Source organism: Citrobacter sp. CK199 (assembly GCF_030333285.1).
Lineage (GTDB): Bacteria > Pseudomonadota > Gammaproteobacteria > Enterobacterales > Enterobacteriaceae > Citrobacter_B > Citrobacter_B koseri.
Window position 1 is genome coordinate 195137 of sequence record NZ_JAOWGF010000021.1, and the last position, 17654, is coordinate 212790.

At 55.5% G+C, this 17654-nt stretch carries 12 protein-coding genes; 5 read left to right on the forward strand and 7 right to left on the reverse strand.

From position 1 onward, the window contains the following. Positions 1–107 precede the first annotated feature (107 nt). Entirely contained in the window at positions 108–1757 is a 1650-nt protein-coding gene (locus OGX75_RS02265; protein WP_012135642.1) for an alpha,alpha-trehalase, read from the forward strand. Between the two features lie 5 nt (positions 1758–1762). On the opposite strand, the gene OGX75_RS02270 is transcribed toward OGX75_RS02265, so the two are convergent. Beyond that, the gene (locus OGX75_RS02270; protein ID WP_104868064.1) at positions 1763–3352 is read right to left on the reverse strand and encodes an STY4199 family HEPN domain-containing protein; all 1590 of its coding nucleotides are present in this window, start codon (positions 3350–3352) and stop codon (positions 1763–1765) included. A gap of 281 nt (positions 3353–3633) precedes the next feature. After that, on the reverse strand, positions 3634–4392 hold the full coding sequence (locus tag OGX75_RS02275) for an SDR family NAD(P)-dependent oxidoreductase (RefSeq protein WP_024131041.1): 759 nt from the start codon (positions 4390–4392) through the stop codon (positions 3634–3636). A gap of 119 nt (positions 4393–4511) precedes the next feature. On the opposite strand from OGX75_RS02275, the gene OGX75_RS02280 reads away from it, so the two are divergent. The 3 genes from OGX75_RS02280 (at position 4512) to OGX75_RS02290 (ending at position 8112) form a co-directional block, all read left to right on the forward strand. Then, positions 4512–5411: a LysR family transcriptional regulator gene (locus OGX75_RS02280; RefSeq protein WP_047460427.1), complete on the forward strand. Its 900-nt coding sequence runs from the start codon at positions 4512–4514 to the stop codon at positions 5409–5411. A 47-nt stretch (positions 5412–5458) separates the two neighbouring features. After that, a complete protein-coding gene (yhjD, locus tag OGX75_RS02285) occupies positions 5459–6487 on the forward strand; it encodes an inner membrane protein YhjD (RefSeq protein WP_012135646.1) in 1029 nt (342 codons plus the stop codon). A gap of 302 nt (positions 6488–6789) precedes the next feature. Continuing rightward, entirely contained in the window at positions 6790–8112 is a 1323-nt protein-coding gene (locus tag OGX75_RS02290) for an MFS transporter (protein WP_049011539.1), read from the forward strand. A 59-nt stretch (positions 8113–8171) separates the two neighbouring features. On the opposite strand, the gene OGX75_RS02295 is transcribed toward OGX75_RS02290, so the two are convergent. Beyond that, positions 8172–10232: an AsmA family protein gene (locus tag OGX75_RS02295; RefSeq protein ID WP_286450991.1), complete on the reverse strand. Its 2061-nt coding sequence runs from the start codon at positions 10230–10232 to the stop codon at positions 8172–8174. 121 nt (positions 10233–10353) lie between these two features. After that, positions 10354–11121, reverse strand: a complete 768-nt coding sequence (gene pdeH, locus OGX75_RS02300) for a cyclic-guanylate-specific phosphodiesterase (RefSeq protein ID WP_012135651.1) — start codon at positions 11119–11121, stop codon at positions 10354–10356. Between the two features lie 232 nt (positions 11122–11353). Between pdeH and kdgK the strand changes: the two genes are divergently transcribed. Then, positions 11354–12283: a 2-dehydro-3-deoxygluconokinase gene (gene kdgK, locus OGX75_RS02305; RefSeq protein WP_012135652.1), complete on the forward strand. Its 930-nt coding sequence runs from the start codon at positions 11354–11356 to the stop codon at positions 12281–12283. 86 nt (positions 12284–12369) lie between these two features. Here the strand turns inward: kdgK and OGX75_RS02310 are convergent, their stop codons facing one another. The 3 genes from OGX75_RS02310 to hmsP form a co-directional block, all read right to left on the reverse strand. After that, the gene (locus OGX75_RS02310; RefSeq protein WP_047460417.1) at positions 12370–13863 is read right to left on the reverse strand and encodes a M16 family metallopeptidase; all 1494 of its coding nucleotides are present in this window, start codon (positions 13861–13863) and stop codon (positions 12370–12372) included. Between the two features lie 219 nt (positions 13864–14082). Further along, positions 14083–15369 carry a C4-dicarboxylate transporter DctC gene (dctA, locus tag OGX75_RS02315; RefSeq protein ID WP_012135654.1) on the reverse strand — a complete coding sequence of 429 codons (1287 nt, stop codon included), beginning with the start codon at positions 15367–15369 and terminating at the stop codon, positions 14083–14085. Positions 15370–15526: 157 nt separating this feature from the next. Further along, positions 15527–17533 carry a biofilm formation regulator HmsP gene (gene hmsP / locus OGX75_RS02320; protein WP_024131042.1) on the reverse strand — a complete coding sequence of 669 codons (2007 nt, stop codon included), beginning with the start codon at positions 17531–17533 and terminating at the stop codon, positions 15527–15529. Positions 17534–17654: the final 121 nt, after the last annotated feature.

Consider the following 17654-nt stretch of genomic DNA (forward strand, 5'->3'; position numbering starts at 1 on the left):
TCTATCGCACAGTTTGCACCTCATATACCGAAGCGAATGTCTACGCTTAATAGACAGCCGGGCAACACCCGTATCATTTACGACGCAATCCGGAGGTCCTTCTCATTATGCTCAACCAGAAATTACACCCCGCCCCATCCGACGAATTAACGATCGAAATCGATCTGCTTTATGAAACGGACCCGTGCGAGTTAAAGCTGGATGAAATGATCGAGGCAGAACCGGAACCTGAGATGATTGAGGGGCTACCCGCCTCCGACGCCCTTACCCCAGCCGATCGCTATCTTGAGCTGTTCGAGCATGTGCAATCATCCCGGCTTTTTGCCGACAGTAAAACTTTCCCCGACTGCGCGCCGAAAATGGACCCGCTGGATATTCTGATCCGCTACCGTAAGGTCAGACGACACCGCGACTTTGACCTGCTGCGCTTTGTTGAAAATCACTTCTGGCTACCGGAAACCTGGTCCAGCGAATATGTCTCCAACCCGGAAAATTCACTGAAAGAGCATATTGATCAGCTCTGGCCAGTGCTGACGCGTGAGCCGCAGGATCACATTCCCTGGTCCTCGCTGCTGGCGCTGCCGCAATCCTATATCGTGCCGGGCGGACGTTTTAGCGAAACCTACTACTGGGACTCCTATTTCACCATGCTGGGCCTGGCGGAAAGCGGCCGGGAAGACCTGCTGAAATGTATGGCAGACAACTTCGCGTGGATGATTGAGAATTACGGCCACATCCCCAACGGAAACCGCACATATTATTTGAGCCGCTCGCAGCCGCCGGTCTTTGCGCTGATGGTCGAACTGTTCGAAGAGGATGGCGTGCGCGGGGCGCGGCGCTATCTGGATCATCTGAAAATGGAGTACGCCTTCTGGATGGACGGCGCGGAATCTCTGGTGCTCAACCAGGCCTATCGCCATGTCATCAGAATGCCGGACGGTTCCCTGCTCAACCGCTACTGGGACGATCGCGACACCCCCCGCGACGAATCGTGGCTGGAGGATGTGGAAACCGCCAAACATTCGGGTCGCCCGGCTAATGAGGTATACCGGGATCTCCGTGCTGGCGCGGCCTCCGGTTGGGATTACTCATCACGCTGGCTGCGCGATGCAAGCCGGCTGGCCAGCATCCGCACAACCCAGTTCATCCCCATCGACCTGAACGCTTTCCTCTACAAACTGGAGAGCGCGATTGCCAACATTTCCGCCCTGAAAGGCGACCGTGAAACCGAAGCGGCATTTCGCCAGAAAGCCAGCGATCGCCGCGCCGCCGTAAACCGCTATCTGTGGGATGACGAGAATGGCTGCTATCGGGATTACGACTGGCGGCGCGAGCAAATGGCGCTCTTTTCCGCCGCCAGTATCGTGCCGCTGTACGTCGGCATGGCGACTCACGAACAGGCAGACCGCCTCGCTAACGCCGTTCGCAGCCGTCTGCTGACACCTGGCGGGATCATGGCGACGGAGTATGAAACCGGCGAGCAATGGGATAAGCCTAACGGCTGGGCGCCGCTACAGTGGATGGCAATCCAGGGATTCAAGCTGTACGGCGACGATATGCTGGGGGATGAAATTGCCCGCAACTGGTTAAAAACCGTCAATATTTTTTACCAGCAGCACCATAAACTGATCGAAAAGTACCATATTGCCTGCGGCACGCCGCGTGAAGGGGGCGGCGGGGAATATCCGTTGCAGGATGGGTTTGGCTGGACCAATGGCGTGGTTCGCCGTTTGATTGGTTTATACGGCGAACCATAGCGGCGTTACCGAATCACGTTATAAATGGCGGTCTGAATCTTTAACCATTTTTTGTTTTCCACGCTGGGCTCGGCCTGAACACGCAGCCGGGCCTGCTCCATATCATGCTGCTGGCGCATCACCACCGCCGGAACGGTACAAAAACTTTGCAGATACTTTTTATGCAGCGACGTCAGCGACGCTCCGTTCAGCATGGCGTGGCTCAGCGACGTCAGGAAGCGTCGGCAGGGTTTTACCTCATCCATCAGCGAAGGGTAGCGTAGCAGCAGTTGCAGCACATCGGCGTTGCCCGTCGAAAACGCCTGTTCGGTCCAGGCCAGCTGCCAGTTCATCCCGCCCTGTAAGAACAACGCCGTAACGCGCGTATCATTACGGTCGATCGCCGAGCGCATATTAAACGGATCCCAGGTGATCCCCATGCGGCTCATGGTTTCCCGCGCGGAGGGCGCCTCAAGCCGGGCGTCATCCTGCATGACCTCGTCGCGTTGTACGGGCGCGGCAGAGGGAGGCGGCGAGCTGAACAACCAAAACGCCCCCACCAGGATCGCCAGCACCATTGCGCCAACCCCGCCCCACAACACCCCGGAAATCAGCTGCTCACGCTCTTCAGCCGTCCGCTGCTGTCGCTTGTGAGGCGGTTCAATACTCTCGCCAATTTCCTGGTTATCTCCCCCCGCCAGCGCGTCTTTTTCTCGCGCCTCCTCCCAGAATTTCTCCACCACGCCCTCATCGGACGCCATAAACGAAGCCGGATTTATGCGGGTGCGTTTTTCATTAAACGCCCGCTGTACCGAGCGGGTGATCTGCCGGAACTGACAATCCAGTAGCGACAACTGCACGGAACTGAGCGGCTGCCCGGCGATGATGCCGTTACGCGCCTGACGGCAATCCTCAAGGAACATACGCAGGGTCGTACGCGGCTCAACAAACAGCGTCAGCGCAGACGCGTCTTTGAAAAATGCGGAATAGTGACGGGCGAACGACTTTTTATCGACCACCATCAATGCCAGCTCGCTGAACAGCATCGCGCTGAGCGCATCCTGTCCTTCGCTGAGTTTTAACCAGCGTCGCAGACGATCGGCGCCAAAATGCAGCTTCAGGTAGCTATTCAGCTGATGACGATCCGGCCACACCTGCGAAATGAGCGCTTTCAGCGTGAGTTCAATCGCCCGCAGCTGACGCCGGGCCTGTATTTGCGCGTCCTGATTGCCTGCATCAATATCAGTCTGATAAGTGAGAAGCGGCTGCCGCTGGCGCAGTTGTTCCAGCGACGCCACAAAACGCAGGGCGGCAAGCAGTTGGTTTTCACTGACATCCTTCCCGCTGTCATATTGCGGAACATACTGCTGGAGATGTCGCAAATGCAGCATAAACTGGCTCAGTTGCGCATCGTTTATATGTAATTTTTTTGCCACCACGCTCCAGCCGCCTAAATTAAGGCGGGCTTGATCCAGTTGTTCCATAAACCAGCGCGGTTCTTTTCCTTCCGCAACATGTACGCCCAGCAGCAGCAGGATCTCCACTGACGCCTGACGGATGATGCCCAGACAGTGTTCAAAAGGCGAATGCATCGCCTGCGAAGCGTTATTCGTCATGATCGTCCCTAAAAAAGCCCCTCCATAAAGAAGGCTTTTAATATTATTTTAATTATCTGTTTTGATAGATATAACAGATTTTTTTGGCATTACAGTGACTATAACGCAAAGGTTGAGAAATTTATTTTGGGCGGCGAGGGAAATAAAGAGAAGTCGATGAACAGTCATCGCGGAATATTAAAATTAACGTCAGGAATAAAACAGCGTTTCTGAAATAAGTTTATCCTTAATCTAAATTAATGTTGCGGGTGTAAACCACCCGCTTAATATTATCATCCTGATTATAAGAACATGCCGCCCGACACTTCGATACGCTGCGCGGTCATCCAGCCCAGTTCATCGCTGAGCAACGCGGCGATGGCATCACCAATATCGTCCGGCAAACCGACCCGTCCCAGGGCGGTTTGTGACGCGATATACGCATTCAGTTGTTCATTGTCCCGCACATTGCCGCCGCCAAAATCAGTTTCAATGGCTCCTGGCGCAATGATGTTCACGCTAATGCCGCGCTCGCCCAGCTCTTTTGCCTGATAACGCGTCAGCACTTCCATCGCCCCCTTCATCGCGGCATAAGCGCTGTAGCCAGGCAACGCAAAACGGGCCAGCCCCGTTGACACATTGAGGATCCTGCCGCCATTCTTCAGCAGGGGTAACAGCCCCTGAGTCAGGAAAAACGGCCCTTTAAACTGAATGTTCAAAAGCTGGTCAAACTGCGCTTCAGTGAAGGTCGAATACGGCGCGTTGATGCCGATTCCGGCATTGTTCAATAAATAATCAAACGAATCACGCTGCCACTCCGTTTTCAGGGTTTCCCGCACCTTTTCAACAAACGCCGGGAATCCCGAAATATCCCCGACATTCAACTGCAATGCTGCGGCTTTCCCGCCTGATTGCGTAATTTCATGCACGACCTGCTGCGCCTCTTTTTCATTGCTGTTCCACGTCAGAATGATCCCGATTCCTCTGCTCGCCAGCTTAAGCGCCGCGTTTTTACCGAGCCCTCGGCTGCCGCCGGTCACTAATGCGATACGTTGCGTCATAAGAAACCTCATTTCAGGTGTTGTGAAGATTGAGAAAGAGCTTATTAGGTGTTAGAAAAACAATAAATGTAGCGAAATGCGCTTCACTGTTTCATTCAGGACAACACCGGGACCTCGCGATGGATAAAATTCACGCAATGCAGTTGTTCATTCGCGTCGCGGAACTGGAGAGTTTTTCCCGCGCCGCCGAAACATCAGGCCTTCCTAAAGGTAGCGTATCCCGCCAGATACAGGCGCTGGAAAACCACCTTGGCACGCAGTTGCTGCACCGCACCACCCGGCGGGTTCAGCTTACTCAGGACGGAATGGTGTATTACGAACGTGCGAAAGATCTGCTGACGAACCTGGACGAGCTGGACGGTTTGTTCCAGCACGACCCGGCCAGCATCAGCGGCAAGCTGCGGGTCGATATGCCGGTTGGGGTCGCCAAGAACCTGGTGATACCGCGCCTGCCCGCGTTTTTACAGCAATATCCGGGTATTGAGCTGGAACTCAGCAGCAGCGATCGCCTGGTGGATTTGATACGGGAAGGGTTCGACTGCGTGGTGCGGGTCGGGACGCTAAAAGATTCCGGGTTGATCGCCCGCCCGTTGGGAAAGCTGTCGGTCATTAACTGCGCCAGCCCGCAGTATCTGGCGCGTTTTGGCTACCCAGAAGGCCTGGACGATCTGGCTTCGCATGCGGTGGTTCATTATTCCGTCAATCTGGGCACGCGTCCGCAAGGCTTCGAAGTGGCAACGGCAAACGGTACGCAGTGGATTAAAACCGGCGGCATTCTGACGGTCAACAGCACCGAGACCTACCATGCCGCCTGCCTGGCGGGGTTGGGAATCATTCAGGTGCCGCGCATCGGCGTTCGCGAGGCATTACGCGCCGGAACGCTCATCGAGATCCTGCCGCAGTATCGCGCTGACCCAATGCCGGTGTCCCTGCTCTACCCGCATCGCCGCAACCTCTCCCGCCGGGTGCACCTGTTTATGGAGTGGCTGACCGGCGTAATGAAAGACTACGTGGACTGACACGCTATACTGTTCTGAGAGTTAACAAAAGAAGGACTATCGACCTGATGACGCAGGAAAAAGACGTAAAACGCCCTATTCAGGAACTCGACCATGCGCCGGTGCCCAAAGTGGAGACGCACGATCGTGACGAACCAGAAACAAACAACAAGGCCACCCAGGCGCTCAAAACGGTCTCCACGACGGCAGCGAGAATCCAGCGTCAGCCGGTGATTGCCCACCTGATCCGCGCCGCAGAGCGTTTTAACGATCGGCTGGGCAACCAGTTTGGCGCCGCGATCACCTATTTCTCGTTTCTGTCGATGATCCCTGTCCTGATGGTGTCGTTTGCCGCCGCCGGTTTTATTCTCGCGTCACATCCCACGCTATTAGAGGACATTTTCAATAAAATCCTGATGAACGTCAGCGACCCTACGCTGGCGTCCACGCTGAAAAGCACCATCAACACCGCCGTTCAGCAGCGCACCACCGTCGGCCTGGTGGGGCTGGGTATTGCGCTCTATTCCGGGATCAACTGGATGGGCAACCTGCGTGAAGCGATTCGCGCCCAGTCGCGGGACGTGTGGGAGCGCACCCCGCAGGATCAGGAAAAAATCTGGATAAAATACCTGCGCGATTTTGTCTCGCTGATTGGGCTGTTGGTTGCGCTGATTATCACGCTGTCTATTACCTCGATTGCCGGTTCTGCGCAGCAGATGATTATCTCCGCGCTGTATCTCGACAGCATTGAGTGGCTAAAACCCGCCTGGCGATTGATTGGGCTGGCCATTTCGATTTTCGCCAACTACCTGCTGTTCTTCTGGATTTTCTGGCGGCTACCGCGCCACCGACCGCGCAAGAAGGCATTGATTCGCGGTACGTTTATCGCCGCGATCGGTTTTGAGGTGATCAAAATCATCATGACCTACACGCTGCCTTCCCTGGTGAAATCCCCGTCCGGCGCCGCATTCGGTTCCGTGCTTGGCCTGATGGCGTTCTTCTACTTCTTTGCCCGCCTGACGCTGTTTTGCGCGGCCTGGATAGCCACCGCCGAATACAAAGACGACCCGCGTATGCCAGGGAAAACCCACCGCTAGTTCATCATTTGATGCCGGATGGCGTGATGCTTATCCGGCCTACCGCCCGGCAGGTTGCTACGCCTTATACGGCACGCATTGCAGCATATAAATCCAGAACGTAACTTTTATTTAACCTAAAACCAGTTTTATCCTCTAAGTTTAAAATTGTGTGAAGCATTTCATAGACGTGAAATCGCAGGTCTAAACATTATCCCCTTTTTGACCATTATTTGAGCAAAATCCCGCTTTGTTACAGATTGAAATGTCGCTTTTGCTGTGCGTAATATGGCCGTTCGTTCGCCAAAAAATAAGAAAATACTATGCAAGCAACCGCCACCACACTCGACAACGAACAGGAACACGTTCCGGTAAACTCGCGCAATAAAGTCGTCGTTGCCTCCCTCATCGGCACCGCCATTGAGTTCTTCGACTTCTACATTTACGCGACTGCCGCGGTAATCGTGTTCCCCCATATTTTCTTCCCGCAGGGCGATCCGGCAGCGGCAACGCTTCAGTCCCTCGCCACCTTCGCCATCGCCTTTGTCGCGCGCCCAATTGGCTCTGCGCTATTCGGCCACTTCGGCGACCGCGTCGGGCGTAAAGTGACGCTGGTGGCGTCATTGCTGACGATGGGGATCTCCACCGTCGTGATCGGCCTGCTGCCGGGCTATGCCACCATTGGCATTTTCGCCCCGCTGCTGCTGGCGCTGGCGCGCTTTGGCCAGGGTCTGGGTCTCGGCGGAGAATGGGGCGGCGCGGCGCTACTGGCGACCGAAAACGCCCCGCCGCGCAAGCGCGCGCTGTACGGCTCTTTCCCGCAGCTTGGCGCGCCTATCGGCTTCTTCTTCGCCAACGGCACGTTCCTGCTCCTCTCCTGGCTGCTGACCGATGAGCAGTTCATGACCTGGGGCTGGCGTTTACCGTTCATTTTCTCTGCGGTGCTGGTCATTATCGGCCTGTACGTTCGCGTCTCGCTGCATGAAACACCGGTATTCGCTAAGGTCGCCGCGGCGAAAAAGCAGGTGAAAATCCCGCTGGGCACCCTGCTGACCCGGCACGTACGCGTAACGGTACTCGGGACATTCATCATGCTGGCGACCTATACGCTGTTCTACATCATGACGGTCTATTCCATGACGTACAGTACCGCAGCCGCTCCTGCGGGGCTCGGTTTACCGCGTAACGAGGTGTTGTGGATGTTGATGCTGGCGGTGATCGGCTTTGGCGTGATGGTGCCGGTTGCGGGCCTGCTGGCAGACGCTTTTGGTCGCCGTAAGAGCATGGTCATTATCACGACAATGATCATTCTGTTCGCGCTGTTTGCCTTTAAACCGTTGCTCGGTTCCGGTAATCCGGCATTGATATTCGTTTTCCTGCTGCTGGGGCTGAGTCTGATGGGGCTGACCTTCGGCCCGATGGGCGCGCTGTTGCCGGAGCTGTTTCCGACAGAAGTTCGCTACACCGGCGCGTCCTTCTCGTATAACGTGTCGTCAATTCTTGGCGCATCCGTAGCACCATATATTGCCGCATGGTTGCAGGGGAACTACGGTCTGGCGGCGGTCGGCACCTATCTGGCGTCGATGGCCGCCCTGACGCTGATTGCGCTGCTGTTGACCCACGAGACGCGCCACCAGTCGTTGTGATTTGACCGCCATCACCCGTAGGCCGGATAAGGTGTTTACACCGCTATCCGGCACTATCATCATTTCTTCATCTGCGACAAAATCATCCGACACTGATTCGCATCGCCTTCTGACGGGGAAATCAACGCCAGAAGCGCGGCGGCAGGCGTGACTAACGTCGCCAGCGCCGCAGCGACCGCGCCTCGCGCGATCAACGGCCCGGCTTTCACCCCCGCCTGCGGGTTTTTAAACGACCCGCGCACATACAGCGGCGAACGCAGCGTAATAATGCGAATCCCTTTGCTCTCTGGATCGATGGTTAAATCCAGTTGCTCAGAGGCGAAACTCGCGGTTCCGGTGACGTTAACCAGCGCATTTTCCGTATCAAAAGCAAAGATTTGCGGGCGCGCAACGCCATTAACGATGTCAAGATTAGCCGCCGCGCAGTTGACCCGTACCTCATCGTCGCCAAATATCTGCCCGACAATAAAGTTGCCCACGTTCAGGCCGACAATCTCCATCAGGTTGCGGCTGATCACGCCATCGTTCATCAGCAGCTTCAGGTTGCCATTACTGTTACCTAACAGCGCCGCCACTGAATTGCCGCTTCCCCGGATATCCGCGTCGCCGTTCATTTCGCCCAATGTTTTCTGCATCAGTTCGACATCCGGCATCAGCGCTTTCAGTTTAAGACGACGCGCCTGGATATTCGCCCTTCCCTGCATCGGCTTTTTATCCCCTTCCAGATGAATGCTGGAGACAATGCTGCCGTCAGCCAGGCCAAACTTCAGCGGCTGCAAACGTAAATCGGCATTTTTCAGGATGATATGGGTAGAGAGATCGCTGACCGGCAGGCTGCTGCCGTGCTCAATGCGCCCGCCCTTAAAGCGCACGTCGGCATCCATCACGTCCCATTTATCGGTTTCAAAGCGGTCATAAGGCAGCACTTTGTCGGCAGGCTGGATGCTCTTTTCGCCCTTGCTTTGCTCGGCGCGTTTCGACTGTTGCGCCCCCTTCCCGGAATCCACGCCGATCAGCGGCCCCAGGTCAGCCAGGCGAAGCTGGCGCGACTCCACATCCCCTTCCAGTTTGGGGCGCGGCTTGCCGGTGGTGTAAGCAAGAGAGCCGTGAATATCGCTGTCGCCGATGCGGCCATTAAAATTGCGGTAGTCAAAAACTGAGGATGTCTCCGTATCGATTTTCGCCACCAGGCGACCGTCCGTTTCAAACGGCGGCGTGTCCGGCAGCAGTACGCCGGTCAGATCGTACAATTCGCCCAGCGAGTCGCCGGAAAACTTAAGCTGGAGATCGACGCCGCCCATGTTCAGCGGATCGTTGACCACCCCGGCAAAGGCCACGCGAGTATTGCCCGAGCGGAAGTCAGCCTGCACCGGGAAAGGCGCGCCTTCGCTGCGTAACGCCAGCATACCGCCGATTTTGCCCGTGCCGGTCAGCGGTTCCCCGTTATAACGCCCCTGCGCCTTAAGGCCGAAAACATAATCCCCCACGTTGTTGTTGTCGTTGTTGCTTTTGGCTCCCGTGACTTCGCTAAAAGGCAGTGGTTTACCCAGCGGATCAACCAGGATCTCGATATCGGCTTTGCTGACCTTATCGTCAATGGCGATGCGCCCCTGATCGAACAAAATCGTATCCAGACGGAACGACCAGGCGGACGGCTGCGCATTGGGATCGTTTTTCTCGTCAGCCGCAAGATTGAAGGTCCAGTTATTGTTTTTCTCCGAGAGGCGGATAAGGCGGGCGTCAGGCTTCACCAGTTTGATCCACGGCAGCCAGACGGTTTTGGTCAGCAACGCCAGCGGCGCCAGCGTGGCTTCAACGCGCGGGAGATGCACCATCGTGACTTCGGGGATATCCGGCGGATTGCCGAGGATAATGTCTTCGGCATGAACGTGCGGCCAGGGCACCCAGCTTCGCCAGCCGGTTTCCTGTTTTTGACGTTCCCACACCACGCCCAGATCGCCGCGAATGGCGAATGGCCGGTTGAGTTCTGTAGAGACTTTCTGGTTGATGGTCGGTTTGAGGCGATTCCAGTCAAATGTCGCAATCAGGACGATGAGTACGACGATCAACAACAACAAAGTCCCTGATATGGCAGCGGTTATTTTGCCTGCTTTCGTCATGTTTTACTTCCTCACTTCTTTCCTTGCCAGTCCTAAAGATAGTCCAGCAGACGGAAAAGGGAGGCAGGCTGCGTCCTGGAATACCGCGTGAAAGACGCGCCATTCCGGGAAACAGCGGGTATTACAGCATCAGGATCACCTGTTCAAGGTTCTCCAGCGGAACAGGACGCGACAGAAAATACCCCTGCGCCGCGAAAGCGGGCGAACGTTGTACATCGCGCCACTCTTCCAGCGTTTCCACGCCTTCGACGATAACGCCTCGGCAATAGCGGTTCATCAGTTGCAGCAGCAGCGTAAAGAGGTTTCGCCCTTCCGGCGTCTGGCGCAGCATCACAAACAGATCCCGCGCCACTTTGATGTAGTCGTAACGCACTTCGCTCAGGGCAGAGAAATTCGCCATGCCGGTGCCGAAATCATCCAGCCAGAGCGGGCCGAATTCACACATTGAGGCGAACGAAGAGTCTTTCGGTAAACGAATATGTTCCACCAGTTCGAATCGCAGCCAGGGCAGGCGCTCAATCGTTTTCAATACCTCTGGCTGCTGACGCATCGCGATCAGCGTCGGGCCATCGACATTGACCGAGGCCAGCAGGTCATGACGCATGAAAAAATCGGCTTTCTGCTCCAGAAACTGGAGCTGTTCTTTCACCACATCCACGCGGTGTCTTACCGCCAGTTCGGCAAAATAGCGATCCGGGGCAACGCGCCGGGAAGGGTTATCCGGGTGTACCACAACCGTCAGCAGTTCCACGGCCATCAATCGCCCGTTGGTCTGGTAGATTGGCTGATAAGTGTAAGCACGTTCGCACTGCAACCAAAAGCGCCGCTCCTGCAAGCTTTCAATGCTTGCCTCAGGAATGCTTAGCTGCTGGATAACCTGCTTTATCATCTCAGATGTCCTGTTAATGAGAGTGTGACTGCCCGGACTCGTCAAAGGTTATCGGCGCTCTGGCAAAGAACTTTATGTTCAGCGTCCCGCAAAATAGAAACAGCATGACAAAAATCAACACAGAATACGCGTTGGCTCAAAAAAATAATGGAACGATGTTTTAATATAGTTGACCGCTGAATACACCACAGCGCACACTAACGCTAATTTTTTTCAGAGCAGGTTCACGACTATGTCCAAAAAGATTGCCGTGATTGGCGAATGCATGATTGAGCTGTCACAGAAAGGCGCAGACGTTCAGCGCGGTTTCGGTGGCGACACGTTGAATACATCCGTTTACATCGCCCGTCAGGTCGATTCTGCGGCCTTGTCCGTACACTACGTGACGGCGCTGGGCACTGACAGCTTCAGCCAGCAAATGCTGGATTCATGGCAAGGCGAAAATGTCGATACCTCCCTCACGCAGCGCATGGAAAACCGTCTACCGGGCCTCTATTACATCGAGACGGACAGCACTGGCGAACGCACTTTCTATTACTGGCGCAACGAGGCGGCAGCGAAATTCTGGCTGGAGAGCGAGCAGTCTGCGGCAATCTGCGAAGAGCTGGCGACCTTCGACTACCTCTACCTGAGCGGGATCAGCCTTGCCATTTTAAGCCCGTCCAGCCGCGATAAATTACTGTCGCTGCTGCGCGAATGCCGCGCCAACGGCGGGAAAGTCATTTTTGACAACAACTATCGCCCGCGCCTGTGGGCAAGCAAAGAAGAGACGCAGCAGGTATATCAGCAGATGCTGGAATGCACGGATATCGCGTTCCTGACGCTGGATGATGAAGACGCGTTGTGGGGTGAAAAGCCGGTTGCCGAGGTCATTGCCCGCACACACGACGCAGGCGTCCAGGAAGTGGTGGTGAAACGCGGCGCAGATTCCTGCCTGGTTTCCATCAAAGGCGAAGAGGTGATTGACGTTCCGGCGGTGAAATTGCCAAAAGAGAAAGTGATCGACACCACCGCAGCAGGCGACTCCTTTAGCGCCGGGTATCTGGCAATACGTTTAACCGGCGGCGACGCTGCCGGGGCCGCACAGCGCGGGCACCTGACCGCCAGCACGGTCATTCAGCATCGCGGGGCGATTATCCCGCGCGATGCGATGCCGCAATAACCGCACTGTAGGCCGGATAAGCGTAGCGCCATCGGGCATGACATTCTCGCCGGATGGCGGCCGTGACCGCCTTATCCGGCCTACTGCTACTGCGCAGCCGGGATATCCGTGACTTCCGGGTGGACATCATCGGTTTCTGCGCTTGTTGCTGCTGCTGTCACTGGCGCCATGATTTGATCCCACGTTGCCTGTAGGTCCTTCATATTCAGCTCCGGTTCGCCCTTCGGCTGAAGCAGAATCAACGCCATATCTTGCGATAGCTGCTGACGCAGGTTTTGATTCAACATCTCAACGGTCAGGTTATTCAGGAAGTTCTGCCGTAAACGCTGGTACTGTTCCGGGGCAATATCGACCACCTGATTTTGCAACGAGCGCATCCGTTGGCTGATCAAGATATCGGTATCGGTACGCGCATAAGTGGCGAACAGCTTCTGCAACTCCAGATTCTTCTGCGCCACCAGCGCGTTAAACTCCTCTTCCGGCAAGCCGTTATCACGGACTTTCGCCAGTTCACGCGCCACCAGCCCCAGGTTCAGATTCAGCTTATCGCCGGGAGATTCAACGTTGATCGCGCACTGCGCACGCAGGAACAGCACCCGGCAGTCAAAGCCGAGACCAATCTCTTTGGCGTTGTTCTTGCTGAGCGCCTGCTGAACATGCCAGAACAGGGCTTCACGGGCTAAATCTGCCTGCCAGTAGCGCAGCAGCGCGGCAGACTCGCGAATGGGCTGCCACGGCGTATCCCACATGATGGAGAGACGATCCTGGCGCACGGCGTCAGTCATAATGCTGACCGCTTCGGCGCGCAGAGGGGAAAGCGTCGGCACCGGCGCAGGCGTTTCACGCTTGCCTTGCAACTCGCCGAAGGTTTTGTTGATCTGCTCAGAAACCGAACGCGCGTCCACGTTACCGACGATAATCAGCGTCATCGCGTCCGGGGTGTACCATTTCTGGTAAAACGCGTTAAGTTTCTCCACATCCACAGGCTGTTTCAGCGGCTCGGCCGGATCGTGGCCTAACAGCGCAGACCCTTTCAGACGATAGCGCCACCAGCCCTCTTTGGTGTCCATAGGCCAGGTGGCAACCATATCTTCACTATTGACTGCATGCGCAACCGTCTCTGGCGTGATGGACAGTTTGCCGGAGGTATGCGCCAGATAAGAGAGCGCCTCTTTTAGCAGATCGTTACGGGTGTTGGGCAGGCTGAGGTTATATAACGTGGAATCATAAGAAACGATAACGGGCGGCACAGGGCGTTTGGGGTCAAAGCCCTGCTGCCAGAGTGAACGTGCTTGCGCGGCGTCAAGGCCGCCGCTTTGCGTCAGCGCGATACGGGGAATGGCATGGCTGAAACCGCTCTGTTGCGTACTTTCGGTGAGCGAACCGGTATTGACCAGCAGACGAACCTCAATACGATCGCTTGGGCGCTGCGGGGTAGCTAATACTTGCCACTGTAATCCATTTGCCAGCGTCCCCTGTTGCCATGCCGGGTCAGGCTGGAGCGCATCTGCCTGCACATAGCCGACAGTAGCCATCATCAGCAGACTGCCCGCTAAGAGTCGAATTTTTGTGCCCTGCATGTAAACCCCTGATCAACAATCCTGGTAATAAAAAGACAGCCTGGAAGGCTTATCTGAATATGACGTTAAAAACACTTCGTGTTAGACCGCGCGAACATAAAAATGTCACGCCAGAAGTGAAAAAATCCCGAAGCCACATGTTGAGTGATTCGGGTGCAGGGGTCAATTATGCGCAAACACCCGCAGTCCTGGAAGGGACTGCGGGCATAAGAGGTGAGATTAAGAGGATAATTCGTGCGTTTTGCCATCAGGCGCACGATTATTCAGCACATCATCCAGCTTTTTGTGGTCCAGTTCTTTCACCCACTTCGCCACAACGACCGTTGCCACGCCGTTACCGACCAGGTTGGTCAGCGCGCGGGCTTCAGACATAAAGCGGTCGATACCGAGGATCAGCGCCAGACCCGCAACCGGTAAGTGGCCCACCGCGGAGATCGTCGCAGCCAGCACGATAAATCCGCTCCCCGTTACCCCGGCCGCCCCTTTCGAGGAGAGCAGCAGCACCACCAGCAGAGTTACCTGATGGAAGATATCCATATGACTGTTGGTCGCCTGGGCGATAAACACCGCCGCCATCGTCAGATAGATCGAGGTTCCGTCCAGGTTAAACGAATAGCCTGTGGGAATAACCAGCCCCACCACCGACTTACGGCAGCCCAGCTTTTCCATCTTATCCAGCATACGCGGCAGCACGGATTCGGAGGAGGACGTCCCCAGCACAATCAGCAGCTCTTCACGGATGTAGCGGATAAATTTAAAAATGCTGAAGCCAGCTGCGCGGGCAATCGAGCCAAGCACCACCACCACGAACAGAATACAGGTGATGTAGAAGCAGACAATCAGCTGCCCCAACTGCACCAGCGTACCCACGCCGTATTTACCGATAGTAAAGGCCATCGCACCGAAAGCACCGATAGGCGCCAGGCGCATGATCATGTTGATGATGCCGAAAATGACCTGCGAGAAGCTTTCAATCACGTTGAAAATCAGCTGGCCTTTGCTGCCCAGACGATGCAGCGCAAAGCCGAACATCACCGCAAACAGCAGAACCTGTAGGATATTACCGCTGGCGAACGCACCGATGACGCTGCCCGGGATGATATCCATCAGGAAGCCCACGATTCCCTGGTCTTTTGCTTGTTCGGCGTAGATCGCCACCGCTTTAGCATCCAGCGTCGCCGGATCGACGTTCATCCCGGAGCCAGGCTGAACGACGTTGACGATAATGAGACCAATGATCAGCGCAATCGTACTGACAATCTCAAAGTAAAGCAGCGCAACCGCACCGGTGCGGCCCACCGCTTTCATGCTTTCCATACCTGCAATGCCGGTAACGACAGTACAGAAAATAACCGGTGCGATGACCATCTTAATCAGCTTAACGAACGCGTCGCCAAGCGGTTTCATTTGTGCGCCTAATTCAGGGTAGTAATGGCCAAGGAGGATACCAATGGCAATTGCTGTCAGGACCTGAAAGTAAAGGCTTTTGAACAGAGAGGTTTTCATAGGGTGTCCTTGAAGTAAAAACCACAGGTCTTGTAAGGTTATGGTTAACCTGCGGCCTTAAAATAACACCCACACAACATGACAGAAATGCACCTGGATCATAATTGAAACAAAAATGTTAAAAACTTTGAGCTGGCTCGCACAAGTCTGACCTTTTTTAAGTTTTGTAATCAGGCTGCGCGTTCTTCAGGTAACGTTCTTCAAACACATCCGGCGGAACCGCGCGGGCAAACAAGAAACCTTGCGCCACGTCCACCCCTGCCTGCGCCAGCCAGTCGCGCTGCGCTTCGGTCTCCACGCCTTCCGCAATCATTTTCAGGTTAAGGCTGCGCGCCATCAGGATAATCGCCGTAACCATGCTGTCATCCTCCGGCAATCCCTCAACAAACATTTTGTCGATTTTTAGTATATCGACCGGCAGCGATTTCATGTGCTGAAGCTGACGCAACCCTGCGTATCCCATACCAAAGTCATCCAGCGCGATGCGTACGCCCGCGCTGCGCAGCGGGCGCAGGATGGCGACGGCGGCATGCGGGTCGTCGATGCGTCGGCTTTCCGTTACTTCCAGAATCAATGTATCCGGCTGAATACGATAGCGGCTTAGCAGCTCCAGCAGATCCGACACCATATTCGGGTGCATGAGCTGCAATGCGGAAAGATTCACCGAGAGCGGCATCATCACGCCACGCTCCTGCCAGGCGGAAAGCTGGCGACAGGACTCTTCCAGCACCCAGTACCCGACCGTCACCATCAGACCGCAGGATTCGATACGGTCAATTAACCCTTCCGGGAGTTCCCAACTGCCATCCGGCTGCTGCACGCGTAATAATGCTTCTGCGCTCAGGACCTTACCGCTGGACATCTCCACCTGCGGTTGCAGCCAGATAGCGAACTGGTGGTTATCCAGCGCGTTGAGAATATCGCTCTCTTCCGTCAATCTCTGCTGCGCAGCTTCCATCTGCGCCGGGTCAAAGAACTGAATCTGATTTTTACCTTTGCGGCGGGCGGTAAAGGCGGCGGAGACGGCGCGACCATAAAGCGCCTCAGCCGTCAGGTCGCCGTAAAACATCGCCACCCCGATGCTGCAACTGGGGCGTAGCTGGATGCTTTCGATCGGCAGCCGTTCATTAATGACAGTGAGCACTTGCTGACCTAACGTAATCGCGTGCCACGGTTCTTTTACGCCGTGCGCGATGATGGCGAAATCAAAACCGCTCACCTGCGTCAGCACCATTCGCGGCGCCAGCACCGATTTCAGTTTTTCCACCAGCGTAAGCAACAGGATTTCCCGCTGCGTCTCTTTGAGCACGCCTGCGGTATCGCGCAGCGTTTCACAGGTGACAATCATTAACGCCGTCGTCTGCTGACGCGTCACAACCTGTTCCAGAAGCCCCATCAGAAAAGCCTTGTTGGGAAGCTCGGAAACCGGAAAGCGCATCGCATGATCGTTTTGCTCAATGCTGTGACGCTGGGCAATCTGCTGATTCAGGTTGTAGCTACGCACCAGCATACCGATCTCATCGTCATGATGCAGACGCGGCAGCGCCAGCTGATGGCCTGTCAGCTCCTGCGGCGGGATATCGTTAAGCTCCCGGGCGATTTTGCGTAGAGGATGCACAATCAGGCGGTTCATACACCAGGTTATCGCCACCGTCAGCATCAGCGATAAAAGTAAGTAAATGGTCACTAACGTCGAGAGCGTGCTCATCACGAACTTATACATGCGGAACGAGTCCGCCTGGAGCACCAGATACGCCAGCGGCTGTGGGTTGGCTGGCCGCTCAAGGGAATAGACCGGCAGCGAGATCTGCACCGGCAGTTCAAACAGACGCGTCACCGTCACCGGGACGGAGCGCTCAGGAATAAAACTCATTCGTAGCGCCTGGAATTGGTTCGGCAGCACCACGTCGGCGCGGCTGACCACGCCCGCAGGCTGAATGCGCGCCAGGATGGTTTCCGCTTCAGGGATATCCGCTTTCAGGATTGCGGCGGACAGCGGTTCGCGGACAGAACGGGCGATACTTTCCAGTTGCGTAGCCGTGTTATAGCGGTTCTGCTGTACTAAATGAAACAGCAAAACGGTGCAAAAAATAAATACAAACACCAGGACAACGGCCGCAACCATTGCCATCTGCTTAATTGTTAACGAGCGGCTGACGCGCAAATTGACTCTCCATGACTATCCCCAGGCTGCCGCCAGAGTATACCCGATCGCGCAGACATAAAGAGAGGCCGTATCTGAAAAGGACTTTTCCGAATCATCAGTGCCGGATGGCGGCGTGACC